This window comes from Bradyrhizobium sp. CSA207 (assembly GCF_029051685.1).
GTDB lineage: Bacteria > Pseudomonadota > Alphaproteobacteria > Rhizobiales > Xanthobacteraceae > Bradyrhizobium.
In genome coordinates this window covers 42,382-57,852 of the sequence record NZ_JAACFT010000031.1, presented here as the reverse complement: position 1 = coordinate 57,852, position 15,471 = coordinate 42,382, and the positions used below count along the sequence as shown (strand labels likewise).

General features: G+C 59.8%; 12 protein-coding genes and 1 tRNA gene. 8 read left to right on the top strand and 5 right to left on the bottom strand.

Annotated elements, in window-relative coordinates:
* Nucleotides 1–7: 7 nt before the first annotated feature.
* From GWG65_RS29910 to GWG65_RS29900, 3 genes are all read right to left on the bottom strand, one after another.
* Nucleotides 8–973 (bottom strand): hypothetical protein, encoded by a 966-nt coding sequence (locus tag GWG65_RS29910; RefSeq protein ID WP_275199091.1) that lies wholly within the window; start codon nucleotides 971–973, stop codon nucleotides 8–10.
* Nucleotides 974–1,205: 232 nt separating this feature from the next.
* Complete coding sequence (locus GWG65_RS29905) at nucleotides 1,206–1,760, bottom strand: hypothetical protein (RefSeq protein ID WP_275199090.1); 555 nt, start codon at nucleotides 1,758–1,760, stop codon at nucleotides 1,206–1,208.
* A 293-nt stretch (nucleotides 1,761–2,053) separates the two neighbouring features.
* A complete protein-coding gene (locus tag GWG65_RS29900) occupies nucleotides 2,054–3,247 on the bottom strand; it encodes a helix-turn-helix transcriptional regulator (protein ID WP_275199089.1) in 1,194 nt (397 codons plus the stop codon).
* A gap of 369 nt (nucleotides 3,248–3,616) precedes the next feature.
* On the opposite strand from GWG65_RS29900, the gene GWG65_RS29895 reads away from it, so the two are divergent.
* The 7 genes from GWG65_RS29895 to GWG65_RS29865 all read left to right on the top strand — a co-directional run bounded on the left by GWG65_RS29895 (nucleotide 3,617) and on the right by GWG65_RS29865 (nucleotide 13,035).
* Complete coding sequence (locus GWG65_RS29895) at nucleotides 3,617–4,051, top strand: carboxymuconolactone decarboxylase family protein (protein ID WP_275199088.1); 435 nt, start codon at nucleotides 3,617–3,619, stop codon at nucleotides 4,049–4,051.
* Nucleotides 4,052–4,406: 355 nt separating this feature from the next.
* Nucleotides 4,407–9,233: an NAD-glutamate dehydrogenase gene (locus GWG65_RS29890; protein WP_275199087.1), complete on the top strand. Its 4,827-nt coding sequence runs from the start codon at nucleotides 4,407–4,409 to the stop codon at nucleotides 9,231–9,233.
* A gap of 70 nt (nucleotides 9,234–9,303) precedes the next feature.
* The gene (locus GWG65_RS29885) at nucleotides 9,304–9,627 is read left to right on the top strand and encodes a hypothetical protein (RefSeq protein WP_275199086.1); all 324 of its coding nucleotides are present in this window, start codon (nucleotides 9,304–9,306) and stop codon (nucleotides 9,625–9,627) included.
* 756 nt (nucleotides 9,628–10,383) lie between these two features.
* Nucleotides 10,384–11,247: a DUF6662 family protein gene (locus GWG65_RS29880; protein WP_275199085.1), complete on the top strand. Its 864-nt coding sequence runs from the start codon at nucleotides 10,384–10,386 to the stop codon at nucleotides 11,245–11,247.
* A 25-nt stretch (nucleotides 11,248–11,272) separates the two neighbouring features.
* Nucleotides 11,273–11,728 carry an FMN-binding protein gene (locus GWG65_RS29875; RefSeq protein ID WP_275199084.1) on the top strand — a complete coding sequence of 152 codons (456 nt, stop codon included), beginning with the start codon at nucleotides 11,273–11,275 and terminating at the stop codon, nucleotides 11,726–11,728.
* A gap of 2 nt (nucleotides 11,729–11,730) precedes the next feature.
* Nucleotides 11,731–12,546: an FAD:protein FMN transferase gene (locus GWG65_RS29870; protein WP_275199083.1), complete on the top strand. Its 816-nt coding sequence runs from the start codon at nucleotides 11,731–11,733 to the stop codon at nucleotides 12,544–12,546.
* A 3-nt stretch (nucleotides 12,547–12,549) separates the two neighbouring features.
* The gene (locus GWG65_RS29865; RefSeq protein WP_275199082.1) at nucleotides 12,550–13,035 is read left to right on the top strand and encodes a hypothetical protein; all 486 of its coding nucleotides are present in this window, start codon (nucleotides 12,550–12,552) and stop codon (nucleotides 13,033–13,035) included.
* A 363-nt stretch (nucleotides 13,036–13,398) separates the two neighbouring features.
* Here the strand turns inward: GWG65_RS29865 and GWG65_RS29860 are convergent.
* Together GWG65_RS29860 and GWG65_RS29855 are read right to left on the bottom strand one after the other, a co-directional pair.
* Nucleotides 13,399–13,494 (bottom strand) — tRNA-Ser (locus GWG65_RS29860).
* A gap of 510 nt (nucleotides 13,495–14,004) precedes the next feature.
* Entirely contained in the window at nucleotides 14,005–14,739 is a 735-nt protein-coding gene (locus GWG65_RS29855) for a class I SAM-dependent methyltransferase (RefSeq protein WP_275199081.1), read from the bottom strand.
* Nucleotides 14,740–15,004: 265 nt separating this feature from the next.
* Between GWG65_RS29855 and GWG65_RS29850 the strand changes: the two genes are divergently transcribed.
* Complete coding sequence (locus GWG65_RS29850) at nucleotides 15,005–15,328, top strand: helix-turn-helix transcriptional regulator (RefSeq protein ID WP_275199080.1); 324 nt, start codon at nucleotides 15,005–15,007, stop codon at nucleotides 15,326–15,328.
* Nucleotides 15,329–15,471 lie beyond the last annotated feature (143 nt).

The following is a 15,471-nucleotide window of genomic DNA, read 5'->3' as shown; positions in this document are numbered from 1 at the left end:
TTGGCCCTTACTTCAGTCCGGAAACACCACTGTCCCTAGTTCGTGGCGGAGACCCGCGTGGCACCGACGGTGCTGAGCGAGTATTGAAGCCGCCACTACCAGCAACCGCGCCAGCAACGCCGATAGCCGCGCCCAATAGATCCGCAGCACTCAGGCCGCTGGTTTGTTGAGATTCCTCGTGGCCTGTGTACTCCAAATTGAACCCCGCGACGCTTCTGGCGCCGCATGTTGCACAACAACCGGTACAGCCGTGAGCATTACTGTAGCCAACGCCCCAGCTGGGGCGACTACTTCCAGCGGCCCAAGCACCCATGCAAATCTTTTCGCCTGGCACGCAGGCCAACCGATACTTATGCACTTGTGAATCATTCAAGGTGTAAGCCCTGCCATTTCCGGGCCAGTAAACGTCCCGGGATTTCGAGGAAAACTCGACCTGTACGCTATACTGATAGCTATTCTTGACATGGAATGTGACGGATCGGTCATCTTCAGCGGCTTGGGCCGCGCGTTCCTGTCGCTCTGTACGGTCTCTTTCTTCTTTTTGAGCAGCTCTTTCTTTGGCTCTCTCGTCCATACCGTGGATATTTTCATCGAGACGTTCCTTAAGCGCATCCATGAATTCATTATCAAACCTCAACGTGATTTCTGCGATACAATCGGTAATTTCTTGCGGCGACGCCAGATCGCATTTTTTATTCCGGTCGTCGAGGAACGTCCGAAATCGTTGCAAATTGGATCGGATTTCGGAGGTTTGATAGAGCTCCGACGTCAGATACTTATTGAGCCTCCGTCTCAACGCATCATCAAACTTTTTTAATTCCGGATCGGCACAAATCCTCAGCTCGACTGTGCCTTGTGGGGTAGCGCAACCCAGATAGGCAATGTCAGCAGCACCGAGCGCGACGCAAATTTGGGAAGTGTATGTCGTGATTGCGCAAAAAATCAGAACAAAAACTGTAGCGTTGATCTTCATCCATGCGGCCTTTAATCTAAAGAGGATCGAAAAGCGGTCCGGCGAAGCGGCCAGGGAACGGAAAAGATCGAGCGCCGCTGTGGTCGGCGCCTTGCCTCGAACTCGGACGCATCAGGAAGACTCGAGAATCGGCAACGCCATGATTATTCACTCGCGGTAGGGCCGGCTAAATCATTCGCCGCTCTCCATCCCACATACTGGCCTCCTCGGCGGCAAGCGGGTTAGTGCAATACTATCGACGTTCCAAGGCATTTAACTCCGAGTCGTCTACGTTGAGAGCTTCAGTTATTGGGCGGAGCACGGACGCCACTTCGTGCTCCGGCCGATCGACCGAGGCCACATCAAAGGCTGACCGGGCAATGAGAGCCTTCAGCTCCGGGGTAAGATATTTGCTCTTTTTCTTCAGATATCCAGCCACGCCCATTGGCACATGCGTCATTGCCAACGCGATCTCTCCGATGCGGGATTCCGGTATCGGATGAATCAGGATACCGAGAGATTTCGCCGCGTCCTGCAATGCCAGTTGAAACGCCTGGGTTTCGTTCGCAGTAGGTGCGCTTGGATCTCGAATAACTCCCGCATTCACGGCAATCAAGGTGCGGACACCTTCCGACACATCGTTGATCAGATCGTCCACACCGGCACTAACGCCACTATCGCGGCGAGAAAACAGCAGTTGGACCACTCCAAACAGGATAGCCCCCCAGGCGACAATGATCACGCCTCCATGTGCAGACGCCATGACCGAAAATGCCGTTACGGCCACTCCTACAAAAATCCACATCATGTCATTCGTCGCTTTCGATCTTCATATAGCTCGACGCGGATGAATTCATTTTCTGTACGATCTAGTGAGAGGTCCGCGCACGCGGAAAGCAACCGATGTAGCCTAGCGGCATCCAGACGGCCGTCCACCTTCCAGGGAAGTTGCGCACCTGATTGATCGGATTTGCCAAAGCCATCCACTTGCCGAGCACGAAGAACTGCTCAGCGTGACCAACAAACGAAATCGGGCTGAACGGATACCCCCATTTGGGGGTAGTGTCTGCAATTCATCCCCCGCCAACCAGTTCAGCGCGTCTACCGCAGCACCAGTTTTGAGAGCAGCGCCACAAGCTCGCTCTGCCGGGATATGCCCACCTTTCCGAATACGCGCTTGAGGACGCTGCGGGCTGTTTCTTCCGCAATACCCAGCCGCTCGGCTGCCTCCCTTGGTGGCAGTCCTGAACCAACCAAAGCCGCGATGCGCGCCTCGCCCAGCGTCAGCCCCAGCACGTCCCGAACGACGGCGGGATCGGCCGGTTCACCGGATTTTTGTTCGATGGCGAGCACGATCGCACGCGCATTGGTGAGAAAGTGCTCTCCAGGTGTGGTCGGGACCGATATCGGCAGCAGGTAGATAACCACCCGTCGGCCCGATGCGATGGAGTGGACAAGAACCGGCCTTGGCTCGGCTGTCACATCAACTGGATTCCCGCAGAGCGCTCGCGTTATCGCATCGTCGAACGCACTCCGAGCAGCGCTGACAAGGACACGCAAATGACCATCGACGACATCCAGAGGATCCCCCACGAGCCTTTGCGCCGCCGGGTTGGAAAACACCACACGACCCATCGAATCGAGGGCGAATACGCCGATGCCAATCCGGGTCAAGGCTTCTCCAAGACCGAGATTGGCAAGCTCTGCATTGAGCAGCCTGATCGACAACCGCAGCGATTTCTCGACATGCCGCCCGATCAAGGCAAGCATTTCAAGCTCAGCATCGGAATACTGCGGCTTGGTCCGGAAATCCCGCTGTATGCTCAACCCTACGTGGATATGCGGGTCCGGCGATACGGTGACGGCACCAAACCAGCCGAGACCGTGCTTCGCCAAAAATTGAGTTGAAAATGGGCTATTTTGAATTTCAACTTCAGATCCGATATGACGGTCCGAGAATGGTTCACCACTGAAGAGGCATCCGCTCTGTTCGGAGCGCACAGCTTTGATATCTCTTCGCGACCATCCTTGCTCTACATAGTCTCGTTGCGCCTCCAGGAGACTATCCGACGCAATCGCGCCGAATGAATCATCATCCCTTCGCCATTGTATGATCGCGCCGACATCGTCGAAGCAGCCAGCAATTTCAGCTAGAGCTCGCGGCCATTGCGTTGGATCGGGCGCCGCATCGTAGATCGCCTCGACGGTCTGAAGTAGCCGGCTGGAGAAAGGGGGCATGACCTTGCAAATTCCAAAATCTTGGTCCGGGACAAGTTCAAGGCTTGCATAACCCATTGATTCTATTGCAGCAACTTTTAGTTATTGCCTGCGCGCAAATAGCCCCACTCCAGAGAGGCTGCTGGTCCGGCTGAATCAGTAGCCGACCGCACACGAGCCTCCGCCACAGTGCAGCGAACCACCGGCCATGTCTTCATCGCGACAAGTCTCGGCGGCTATATCGCCGGGCCGGATGGCGACCTCGGCTGGCTCGCCCCTATGCATCGAGCGGGGAGGATACGGGTTACGAGGCTTTCATCGCCTCAGTCGCTACAGAATCGAGGTCGACGATGGCGTCGTCTGCATTGTTGCGGACAAGAGTACGCTGGAACAAGCTGTTGCCGGCCGCGTCATGGCCGCAGGCTGTGTTCGCAGATATGTACCGAAATGGCGCGCCCGGAACGATTCGACCAGGCGAAGGGGGTTAATCCCAAAACACGCGAGATGATCATCCTGCAGATGATCATCCTGCGTGCGGCGAAGGTGTTAAATGCGCCTTACGAGGCGCAAGCCAACGTGCAAGTGGCTAAGAACGCGGGCCTGTCTGCCGCGGAGATCGACGCTGCAGCCGCCGATGGTCCGGTATCTGGTATCAATCCGGAGTACGTTCTCGTCTGCAAAGCGACCGATGAGTTGTCAAAGAGCGGAACATTGCGCGATGAGACCTTACGCGAGCTTCTAGACAAGTACGGTGAGACGATCTCTCGCAAGATCGCGCTTATGATCGGCTGGTTCAATATGCTCAGCCTGTTTTTGAATGGGTGCCGGGTGCCGCTCGAGACCACCGACAAGATAGGAACGAGGACCTCGCCACTCGGATGAATGCCACCAAACGCAATCAGGACGGAGACTTGACGTCGCGCATCGGGAAATCGGCGAGATTTAGCGTCAATTGCGTATACCGAAGTGGCGCGCCTTTCAGAACAAACCCACGAACTCCTACACCATTGAAATTCCTTGTGATTTTGCGAGCCGCCCGACGGTCGGCACCGGATTTCGGCCTTAGGCACGCCTCACAACTCTGCGCGCCTTGGAGGCTCCAGGGTGCTAGTATCGTCGGGGCCGCAAGATCGAAGATCTTCGCGTACGCAATTGAACCGCGGTCAAGATGATGGCGCTCGAGGAGATGCACTCCAAAAACAATGCCTGACTGTATTTGCGGTTCGTCAGCCGGGACATGGAGGACGCTATGGCGTGGCGTGACGACAAAGCCCGGGCAGCTCTGATCCGCGACGCGGCGGGAAGCGTTCAACCTGGCAAGAGCCCCCGAACTTTCGCCGAGCTTTTGTTCGGCTACACCAATATCGAGGACCTCGCCAATCACGATGCCTCCTCGCTTGCCTTCCTGGCGGAGCAAGCGTGGAAGCATGTGCAGCAGCGCACGGCGGGCAGGGCCGATATCCGCGTCGTCAATCCGATGATGCCGGACGGGCGCGAGATTTCCGTGCTCGAAATTCTCAACGACAACATGCCCTTCCTGTTTGATTCCACCATGGCGGAGCTCGTCGAGCAGGGCATCGAAGTCACCCTCGTTGCGCATCCGGTCATCGCGGTGGAGCGCGATGACAAAGGCCAGCTCCTGCGCTTCCACGGCGAAGCATTGCCGGAAGGGACAAAGGGCGCGAGGGAGAGCCTGATTCATCTCCACATCGCCCGCCTGGACGCCGATGCCGATCGCAAGAAGCTGATTGACGGCCTTACCACGACGTTGAACGACGTGCGCGCCTGCGTCACCGACTGGCGAGCCATGCGCGACCGGGTCGAGAAAGCGATCAAGACCTTCGCTTCCGATCCGCCGCCGCTGCCGATCGAAGAGGTCGCCGAAGCCAACCTGTTCCTGCAGTGGCTGTGCGCGGACAATTTCACGTTTCTGGGCCTGCGCGAATATCGGTTCTCGCCCGACAGCGATGCATCGGACGACATCACGACCGGGGAAGGCCTTGGCATCCTCCGCGATCCTAATGCGAAGGTCCTGCGCCGCGGCAGCGAAATGGTGGTGATGACGTCGGAAATTCGCGAGTTTATGCGGGAGCCGACCCTCCTCATTGTCATCAAGGCCAATGTCAGCAGCCGCGTTCATCGCCGCATCCGGATGGACTATGTGGGTATCAAACTCTACACGCCCGACGGCCGACTCGAGGGCGAGTTGCGCCTTGTCGGCCTGTTCACCTCGGGCGCTTATACTCGCTCGGCACGGCAGATCCCTTATGTCCGCCACAAGGTGGCGCAGGTGCTGCAGCGCGCCGGCTTCGACCCGAATAGCCATTCCGGCAAAGCGCTGATGCATATTCTCGAAGAATATCCGCGCGACGAACTGTTCCAGGTCGACGTCGAGACCCTCTACAACTTCGTCATGGAGATCCTGATCCTCTATGAGCGCCCCCGCGTCCGCGCGCTGGCACGGGTGGACAAGTTCGATCGCTTCGTCTCCGTCCTCGCTTTCATTCCGCGCGAGAAATACGATACCGATGTGCGCACGCGCGTCGGTGCCCTTCTGTCGCAGGTCTACAAGGGGACCCTGTCCGCCTCCTACGTGTCATTCCCTGAAGGGGCGCTTGCGCGCGTCCACTACATCATCGGGCGCTATGAAGGCAAAACGCCCGTCGTCGAGCGTGCTACGTTGGAAGCCGGGATCAGTGCGATTGCCGCAACCTGGGCTGACAAGCTGAAAGCCGCGCTGACCGCGTCTACCGACGGCATGCGGGCGCGTATGCTCGCCAATCGCTATGCCCAGGCCTTTAGCGGCGGCTATACCGAGGTTTTCACGGCGGAACAGGCGATCGCCGATATCACCACCATCGAAAAGCTCACGCCAGCCCGTCCGGTCACGATTTCGGTTCACCGCGATGATGGCGAGAGCGATCCCAGGCGCTTCGGCCTGAAGGTCTTCTCGGACGCCGCACCGCTGTCGCTGTCTTACCGCGTGCCGGTGATCGAGAATCACGGCCTGCGCGTGGTCAACGAGCGGACTTATCAGATCGTGCCCCGCACCAGGCTGGCGCCGGTCTGGCTGCACGACATGACGATTGAGATCAGCGACGGCCAGCCGATCGAGATCAGCCCGGAGTTCAGCCATCGCCTGGAAGCCTCGATCATGGCGGTGGTCACTGATCGCGCCGAATCTGACGGATACAATGCCTTGATCCTGCGCACGGCCCTGGGCTGGCGGGAAGTCTCGACCATCCGGGCGCTATCTCGCTATTTGCACCAGATCCGCGCCCCGTTCAGCCAGGACTATATGTGGGAGACCTTGCGCAAGAACGCCGTGATCACCGCCAACCTCGTCGCGCTGTTCCAGGGTCGCCTCGATCCACGCCTCGCCGTTACTGATTCCGAGCGCTCGGCACGCGAGACGGCCCTCCTTGCCGAGATCGAGGAGCAGCTCAAATCCGTCGCCTCGCTCGATGAAGACCGCATCCTGCGCCGTTTCACCAATCTGGTGCAGTCGACCATCCGTACCAATTTGTGGCAGGTCGGCCAGGACGGACATCCGCGTCCGGTGATCTCCTTCAAGTTCGACGCACGCGGGATTGAGGACCTGCCGGCTCCCCGACCGCTGTACGAGATTTTCGTCTATTCGCCCCGTGTCGAAGGCATTCACCTGCGCTTCGGCAAGGTTGCGCGCGGTGGCTTGCGCTGGTCCGATCGGCCGCAGGATTTCCGCACCGAGATCCTCGGCCTGGTGAAAGCGCAGCAGGTCAAGAACGCCGTGATCGTGCCAGTCGGCGCCAAAGGCGGCTTCGTGCCCAAGCGCCTGCCGTCGCCGTCCAATCGCGAGCACTTTATGGCGGAAGGCACTGAAGCCTATCGCATCTTCGTTCGCTCGCTGCTCGAACTTACCGACAATCTCGACGGCGACGACATAGTGCCGCCCGACTCCACCGTGCGACATGACGGCGACGACCCCTATTTGGTCGTCGCCGCCGACAAGGGCACCGCCACCTTCTCCGACGTCGCCAACGCGATTTCGGCCGAGAAGAACCATTGGCTCGGCGATGCCTTCGCCTCCGGCGGCAGCCAGGGCTACGACCACAAGAAGATGGGGATTACGGCGCGCGGCGCCTGGGAGGCGGTCAAGCGCCACTTCCGCGAGCTCGGCACCGACATTCAGACCATGCCTTTCACCGTGGTCGGCGTCGGCGACATGTCCGGCGACGTCTTCGGCAACGGCATGCTGCTCTCGCCGGCGACGAAGCTCGTGGCGGCATTCGATCACCGCGACATCTTCATCGATCCCTCCCCCGATCCGGCGATCAGCTTCGCCGAACGCAAGCGTCTGTTCGACCTGCCGCGATCGAGCTGGCAGGACTACAACAAAGCACTGATCTCGCAGGGCGGCGGTGTGTTCTCACGCTCGCTCAAGGCGATTCCGCTCGCACCGGAAGTGCGCACCCTGCTCGATCTCGACAAGCCGGAGGCCACGCCGTTCGAGGTGATGAGGGCGATCCTCAAGGCGCGCGTGGACCTCTTGTGGTTCGGCGGCATCGGCACCTATGTCCGCGCGTCGGGGGAAAGCGACGATCAGGCCGGCGACCGCGCCAATGATCCGATCCGTATAGCGGGCGCAGACGTCCGCGCCAGGGCGATCGGCGAAGGTGCCAATCTCGGCGTCACCCAGCGCGGCCGCATCGAGGCGGCGCAGAAGGGTGTCAAGCTCAACACCGACGCGATCGACAATTCGGCTGGCGTGAACACCTCGGACGTCGAGGTCAACATCAAGATCGCGTTGGCGCGCCCCGAGCGCGAGGGACGCCTCGATCCGGCTGACCGCAACAGCCTCCTTGCCGCGATGACCAGCGAAGTTGGTGCGCTCGTACTGCGCAACAACTATCTGCAGACGCTGGCGCTCTCGCTCGCCGAACGCAAGGGCGTGGCCGAGACCGGCTTCCTCACCCGCCTGATGCAGTCGCTCGAGCAGCGCGGCCTGCTCAGCCGCACCGTCGAATTCCTGCCCGACGACGCCGCCATCACCGAGCGCACACGGCGCGGGCAGTCCCTGACACGGCCTGAACTTGCCGTGTTGCTCGCCTACGCCAAGCTGACACTCTACAACGACCTGCTCGCTACCGGCGTGCCTGATGATCCTTATCTCGCCCGCAGACTGTCCTTGTATTTTCCGCGCGAAGTTCCCGACAAATTCCCGACCGCGGTCGAGCTCCATCGCCTCCGACGCGAGATCATCGCAACCAGTCTCGTCAATGCCGTCATCAACCGTGGCGGCCCCGCCTGCATCGTGCGCCTGACCGACGAGACCGACGCCGATATCGCGACCATCGTCATGGCGCAGGTGGCGGTGTACGCGATCTACGAGCTCAGGCGACTCAATGACGCGATCGACGCGCTCGACACCCGCATCGACGGACAGCTGCAACTCGGCCTTTACGCGGCGATCCAGGATCTCCTGCTCTCCCGCATGGTCTGGTATGTGCGCAATGTCGATTTCAAGGATGGCCTGAACGCGGTGATTGCCCGGTTCGGCCCTGCCATCCGCGAGATCTCAACCTCTCTCGACAACGCCCTGCCACCGGACTTGCAGGCCGCGCGCAGCAAGCGCCGGCAGGACCTGACCGATGCCGGCGTCCCGACCGGACTCGCCGGCGAACTGGCCAACCTCGACGCCCTGGTCTCGGCGCCGGACATCGTGACGGTCGCCGAGCGCACCAGTCGCAGCATCGGCGATGCCGCCGCGACGTTCTTTGCCGCCGAAGCCAATTTCCGCCTCGACCGCATCACCGCCGCCGCGCGCAGCGTGCCGGCCAGCGATCATTTCGAACGCCTGGCCATCGACCGCGCCGTCGAGCTGATCGCGGCAGCAGAAAGACGCCTGGCCGCAGATATGCTGACCATCGGCCAATCCGGTCAGCAGGCTGCGGAGACCTGGCTTGCAGCTCATCCCGAGGCGACGCGCATTCGCCGTGCGGTCGAAGAGATTGCCGCTGGTGGCCTGACGCTCGCCAAGCTGATGGTGGCGGCGAACTTGCTGGGGGACCTGGTCAAAGCCTGAGAGCGTGTGAGGCAGCAATGCAAGACGTGCAATGCCAGCGCAGGTTGTTACCGGCAAACGGAGGAAGTCAATGATCCACGCCACTTGCCATACCGCCGACAATGTCCGCTGCATCGAGTTCGATGCCACACCTTGGTTCAGCGAGGCTAATGCTCCGAGCATTATCGATTTGGCCCAACGAGGATGGACCGGCACGGCGATTGCAGATTCCCTCGAGCACCGACGAGGATACGAACGCTTGCACGACCTCGTTGAGTATGCGGCGAAGCGGCTGCAATCGGAATCCCTGGAGGACCCAACCTGGGAGACTTTCGAGTGTGTCGTCGACGGGCCGGAAGCTCAGGCCTGGCTCGAGAAGAACCGGCCTGAGGTTGTGGCGAGGATGAAGCCTTGATCCGCAATCTGCAACACCGTCATGGCAAGAATTGTATTCCTGCTGCCGCAGCCTCGCCTTCGCAACTTTCGCGCGCGGGACCCGGAACGGTTGGCCAGGTCGAACTTTGCTGTTGCTGCGCAAGTGTCTCGTCACGCACGCACTCGCCGGCGTCCTGCGCCAGGGCGAGCGTTGACGCCTTGTCGTCAGCGGAAGCGTCCCTGCAAAGCGCTTCCACGTTGAAGACGGGCACACGGTCTGAAATCGGTATCGCGCTGGTGAAGGTCGACGGCCAATGGCCGGTCGCCCGGCGTCACGGCTCGCCCGTGTCGAAGTGAAGTTGCACGTGTTGCGCGGGGGGGCGCGCGCATGCCGGCCTTCGGCACTTCCGACGTGATCCAGCGCGGCACGGAGAGACTCAATCATTCGCAATCGTTCTCGGCCGCGAAAGATTTTTCGGTGAGGCAGCAAGAACGGCTCGGCGAGATGCCACCGCGACTTAGAATTGGTCAAAATTAGAATCCCTCAAAAAGAGAAATCGGGAAGAAGCGGCGCAATAAGCAAGCCATTCTTCTTGCTCACCTACTTATCTTTCCCGAAGCTTGGCGAAGTGACGTTGGGCGTTACGCGATTCAACGCGCCGCGTACGTTTAGATCGATTCCGAACTGTGACCTGTTGTCACATCATCGTGTCTCACTGTAGCGAGACCCACAGGCTTTTCTTTGATGGGGACAACAGTGAAGCGTTTAGTGGGACCAATATGCGCGGCGGCTGCGATGCTGTCCGCTTGCCAGGTACACGCAGGGGAATCACCGTTCGGCTGGATCTACACCGCCGATCTGCATCCCAAAGGCACCGGCGAATACGAGCACAAGTCGTTTCTGCAGTCCGGGCAATCCCAGGGGCAGTATTATTACCTGCAGAACAAGGAAGAGATTGAATACGGCGTGACGGACCGGCTGCAGCTTTCCGGCTATTTCAACTGGAGCTATGCCAACGCCTTTCGTAACGGCTTTGACGGGACCACAGGCGGCCCGGGCGTCACCCAATTCCTCGATGCCTCGTTCGATCCTTATGCCCGTTACGAGAAGGCGCGTTTCGATTCAGTCGCGCTGGAGGCGATCTACCAGGTCCTGAATCCCGTTACCGATCCGATTGGTCTGGCGCTCTATATCGAGCCCGAGATCGGACCGAAGGAAAAGGAGCTCGAATGGCGGGTCATCCTGCAAAAGAACTTCCTGGACGATCGCCTCATCGTCGCCCTCAATATCATGGGCAAGCATGAGCGCGAGGTCTACGCCGACGGCTCGATCGAAAGAGCCTCTCCGATCGACGTGACGGTCGGCGCGTCCTATCTCGTCGCGCCGAACTGGATGATCGGCCTGGAGACGCGCATCCACAACGAGTTCACCGGCTACTGGTTCAACAATCCCGAGCATTCTGCGTTCTTTGCCGGACCTGTCATCCACTACGGTCAGAAGGAGTTCTGGTGGACGCTGGCCTGGCGTCATCAGCTTCCCATGGTCATCACCTACAACGAGGACCAAGCGTCGGTGGTGAAGCATGGGCGCATCTATGGCGATGAACATGCGCGCGACGAGGTAATGTTCCGCCTCGGCGTGCCGTTCGGCGTGAAATGAACTCCGGCGTTTCGAGACAGCCAGCATGAAGTGGACACCACTCTTAGCGGCGCCGGCAGCGATCGTCCTGATCGCGCCGGCCAGCGCCAACGTCTATATGAGTGAACAGCAAGCGATGAAGTCGATTTTTCCTGGTGCGTCGTTTTCTCCCGGCGGCAGGGCGGGCGTCTTCCGTGCCTCCTCGGGCGGGATCGTCGTGATCGACCGCGTGCTCGGCAAGCACGAATATATCAAATACGCGGTCGGGATCACCGCCGGCGGCACCATCAAGCAGATCGAGATCCTCGAATATAACGAGTCCTATGGCTATGAGGTTCGCGAGGCCTCGTGGCGCTCGCAATTCGTCGGCAAGAGCGCTAGCTCGCCGCTGCAGCACAATGTCGATATCAAGAACATCAGCGGCGCGACCCTATCGTGCAAGCATATCACCGACGGCGTAAGACGCGTCGTCGAGCAGTTCCAGAGCTTGAAAGGGCAGTAGCCATGAGGCGTGCACGACCGTTGCTGGGCACGATCGTGGAGGTCGAGGTTGGCGGACCAACACAAGCTGCCGCCGAACGGGCGGTCGCTGGCGCATTCGAGGCGGTGTCGCTGGTTCAGCGTTTGATGAGCTTCCACGATGCCAACAGCGACATCGGGCGCATCAATCGCGAGGCGTTCCGGACGCCCGTGACAGTCCATCCTTGGACGGCGCGGGTTCTGCGTTACGCCCAGGTCTTTCATGCCGCGAGCAACGGCCTGTTCGACTGTGCGGTCGGTTTCGAACTGATGCGCCGCGACCTGCTGCCATCGGACGATCTCGACCATGTCTTCGCGGGCGACTTCAACGCGGTGCGCCTGTCGGCCGATCGATCCGTGCGCCTGACGGCGCCGGTGGCGATCGATCTTGGGGGAATAGCCAAGGGTTATGCGGTGGACCGTGCAATCGCCTCGCTTCGGGCGGCGGGCATCCGACATGCGACCGTCAATGCCGGCGGCGATCTGCGCGTGATGGGCGAGATTGACCAGCCGGTCTATGTGCACGTTCCAAACGGGGGCCTGCTCCCGGCAGGATATTTGCGCAACGGCGCCATTGCGACCTCCTCCTCCGTCGCCGCCGTCGACCGAGGCGGAGCGCCGCGATCGCCGCGCTCCGCAACGGACGGAAGAGCCTATTCGGTTGTCGCACCAAGCTGCATCATCGCTGACGCGCTGACCAAGATCCTGGTCCAGACCGGCCAGACTCAGCACCCCTGCTTCGACCGTTTCGGCGCGACCGCTTTCATCAGCGGCGGTGACCTGCGATCAATGGCGGCCTAGCCCATGCGCCTCGGCTCTGTTCAGAAGAGCGCTGTCTGGACCGCAACCAGCGTGGTCGCGCTGACCGGCCTGGCCTGGTTCGTCCTGCACGACCTCATCGAGACGGAGCCCGGTGAAACCGAACGGCTGCTGCTGATGCTCCACGGCATCTCGGCCTACGCAATGTTGATTGTGATCGGCTCGCTCCTGCCACTGCACGTGCGTTCGGGCTGGCATCGGCGGCGCAAGCGATGGACCGGTGGCACCACGCTGGCCACGCTCGCGTTGCTCGCCATGACAGGCCTCGTTCTCTACTACGGGGGTGAGCAGACGCGCGAGCCGGCCCGGTGGATCCATATCGGAATCGGGATTGCCTGCATCGCCCTGTTTCCCGTTCATGCGATGCTCGCTGCAACGATCAGGCGCAGTGCGGACAGCTCCACATCACCTCAGGATGCGGCGGCGGGGAGTCGGACTCGCCTTGCATCCGCATTATTGGGCCGACGCTAGCTCGCTTGTTCAATCGCTCGTAAGATTAGCGGATGTCTGCCTCGGGGTCATTTGCGACGGAATGACAACGTGGGTGGCAAGTTCGCCTTGCCTCCGATCGCTACGGGCCGCGGGTGCGCTTGATCGTATCGGGCCGAGCGTCACAACTCAGTCGCTGAAAGCCTTCGCCGGCCAGGCCCGTAGGCGCATGCGGAACGAGACCGGCGGCTACCGCCGCGACCACCTGCGAGCGCTGGCCCAGCGCGTGGAAGCCGACACGAAAGAGATTCGCATCATGGGGTCAAAAAGCGAACTGCTGCGCACGCTCGTCGCGCATCAAGCGCAAAAACGGCAGGGTTTGGAGTGCCCAGTTTTGTACCGAAATGGCGCGCCCGGAACGATTCGAACGTCCGACCCTCAGATTCGTAGTCTGGGTCGAAGCATCGTAATCGTTGAGGTCAGTTACCGTAAGAACGACGCAAATCCCATCAACGCGCGGATATCCAGACTTTTCATCCCCTGAGGTAGTTACCTTACTGAGGGGGTCAGCGAAACGCATATTGGGGAGGATTGCGACCCTTTTTGAACTCGCTCGTCAAGGACCAGCGCCGCAATGTGTCTAGCTCTAAAGAAGGAGAGAGAGAGAGAGAGAGAGAGAGAGAGAGAGAGAGAGAGAGAGATTCCCCACCCAGCAGCCGCCACGCATGGTTGGAGCGCATCCGGCAACGTTGCTGATTGCCGGTCTCCCTCTTGTCCTGGTGTGCTCCAATCGTGATCGAGCGCCGTGCCTGAGGTCGCGCCAGCGAAACGGGCAGGAGATGTCAAATCCCGCTGTTGTAATCGGCGTGGGGTCTCGACGCCGATCGAGAAGCCAAGCCATTGATTTCTTGAGCGGCGAAGGAGCAATCTTGGGAGGCTATTCACAGCCAGTTGGATCGTTGTCCACGACGCAGCTATTTGCGTCGCGTCGGTTTGCCCGATCCTACAACATCAGCACGATCCAACCGGCAGATCGCGGCTCCGCAATCTTCCTCGGCGGATAGCCCACCGTTCATGGCTCTGGCGCATGACGCGATCGAGCGCCGCCCGCGAACCCAGCGTTTTCTCGGGCATGCAGACGATGACGGCATTCCGGTCCTCGACGCCCTGCTCATCGACGATCCATGTCCGCAGTTCCTCACCGGCAAGCCGAGCGGCGATGCGGTCAGGTGTCGGATCAATGTCGTTGGACACCGTTACGTTCATCACGATCCGGCCGCCCGGTGCCAAGCGCGAGCGGATTGCGTCACAGGTCTCGGCATCGAACTCATGCATGAACCTAAATCCGGGGCCGCCGACGTCGATCGCAATGCCGTCGTAGTAGGTGCGATCGTCGAACACGAATTTTCGAAAGTCGGAGACGATGCAGGGCAACTCGTCCGGCAGCTCGAAATATCGTTGTGCGAGGATGAAACTGATCGGGTTGTTGTCGACGATCGTCAACCGTTTCCCAAGTCGCGACAGTCTCGTCGCAAGATTTCCACCGCCGCAGCCCAGGACGAGGATTTGTTCGCAGCGGGACAGGAGTTCGTCCATGAGCTTGACGTAGGTGAATACGCTTTCGCCGTCGGGCGTTGCCTGGCTCTGCCTTACACCTTCTTCGAAGTACACGCGTGTTCCATCCCAGGAACACTCTACGATTTCGATCTGCCCGTTCCGCCCTTGATAACGCCCCAGCAATTTCACGGCAGGTAAACCACATCAAGAGTTTAGCATCAGAACACATGTACCAGACATCTATTATCATGCGACGTGCGGTGTGCCAATTGTTTCGGGAATTGCACTTTCCGCATCCTTGCCGGAAATCGGCTGCATGGTCGGTGCCCGACACCTTGGTGCGTTGCAGACAATCAAATTTGCGTCTGATATATTCGGCATGTAAACTGATGCTTGAAACAATAATTTGGATGGTACAGATATATCGACGCATCTTACGGGAGGCGACCAATTCATGATCACGGCCAACCAACTCAGGGCTGCTCGTGCGCTCCTGAACATAGATCAACGGCAAACTGCCGACCTTGCGGATCTTTCAGTCCCTACCATCCAGCGCATGGAGGCGAGCGACGGTGTTATCCGCGGAAACGTCGATTCTCTGATGAAGCTGGTGTCCGCGCTGGAGAATGCGGGGATCGAATTGATCAATCCGGGGGTTACGAGCTCAGCCGGTGGTCGCGGCGTTCGCCTCAGGGAACATGTTACGAAGCCAAAGACCAAGAACATAAAGCAGTCCAAGTCCTCGCCGCTGCGGACGATGGAGCGGACTCGAGAATAGCGTGGTGCTCGAACAACGGATTTCCTGATCGAAGAAGATAAGAGCGCTAAGAGCAAACAGTCTGGCAAGCGGCCTCTGACAGCTCAAGACGCGCAGACAGCATCTCACACCAATGGCGTTTTTCATGAGGACTATTGCGGTTT

Bases quoted from the DNA above. Each gene is read 5' to 3' on its own strand.
- GWG65_RS29900 (WP_275199089.1), bottom strand. From the start codon at position 3,247: ATGGGTTATGCAAGCCTTGAACTTGTCCCGGACCAAGATTTTGGAATT.
- GWG65_RS29880 (WP_275199085.1), top strand. From the start codon at position 10,384: ATGCTGTCCGCTTGCCAGGTACACGCAGGGGAATCACCGTTCGGCTGG.
- GWG65_RS29905 (WP_275199090.1), bottom strand. From the start codon at position 1,760: ATGATGTGGATTTTTGTAGGAGTGGCCGTAACGGCATTTTCGGTCATG.
- GWG65_RS29850 (WP_275199080.1), top strand. From the start codon at position 15,005: ATGATCACGGCCAACCAACTCAGGGCTGCTCGTGCGCTCCTGAACATA.
- GWG65_RS29890 (WP_275199087.1), top strand. From the start codon at position 4,407: ATGGAGGACGCTATGGCGTGGCGTGACGACAAAGCCCGGGCAGCTCTG.
- GWG65_RS29895 (WP_275199088.1), top strand. From the start codon at position 3,617: ATGGCGCGCCCGGAACGATTCGACCAGGCGAAGGGGGTTAATCCCAAA.
- GWG65_RS29865 (WP_275199082.1), top strand. From the start codon at position 12,550: ATGCGCCTCGGCTCTGTTCAGAAGAGCGCTGTCTGGACCGCAACCAGC.
- GWG65_RS29870 (WP_275199083.1), top strand. From the start codon at position 11,731: ATGAGGCGTGCACGACCGTTGCTGGGCACGATCGTGGAGGTCGAGGTT.
- GWG65_RS29885 (WP_275199086.1), top strand. From the start codon at position 9,304: ATGATCCACGCCACTTGCCATACCGCCGACAATGTCCGCTGCATCGAG.
- GWG65_RS29875 (WP_275199084.1), top strand. From the start codon at position 11,273: ATGAAGTGGACACCACTCTTAGCGGCGCCGGCAGCGATCGTCCTGATC.
- GWG65_RS29910 (WP_275199091.1), bottom strand. From the start codon at position 973: ATGAAGATCAACGCTACAGTTTTTGTTCTGATTTTTTGCGCAATCACG.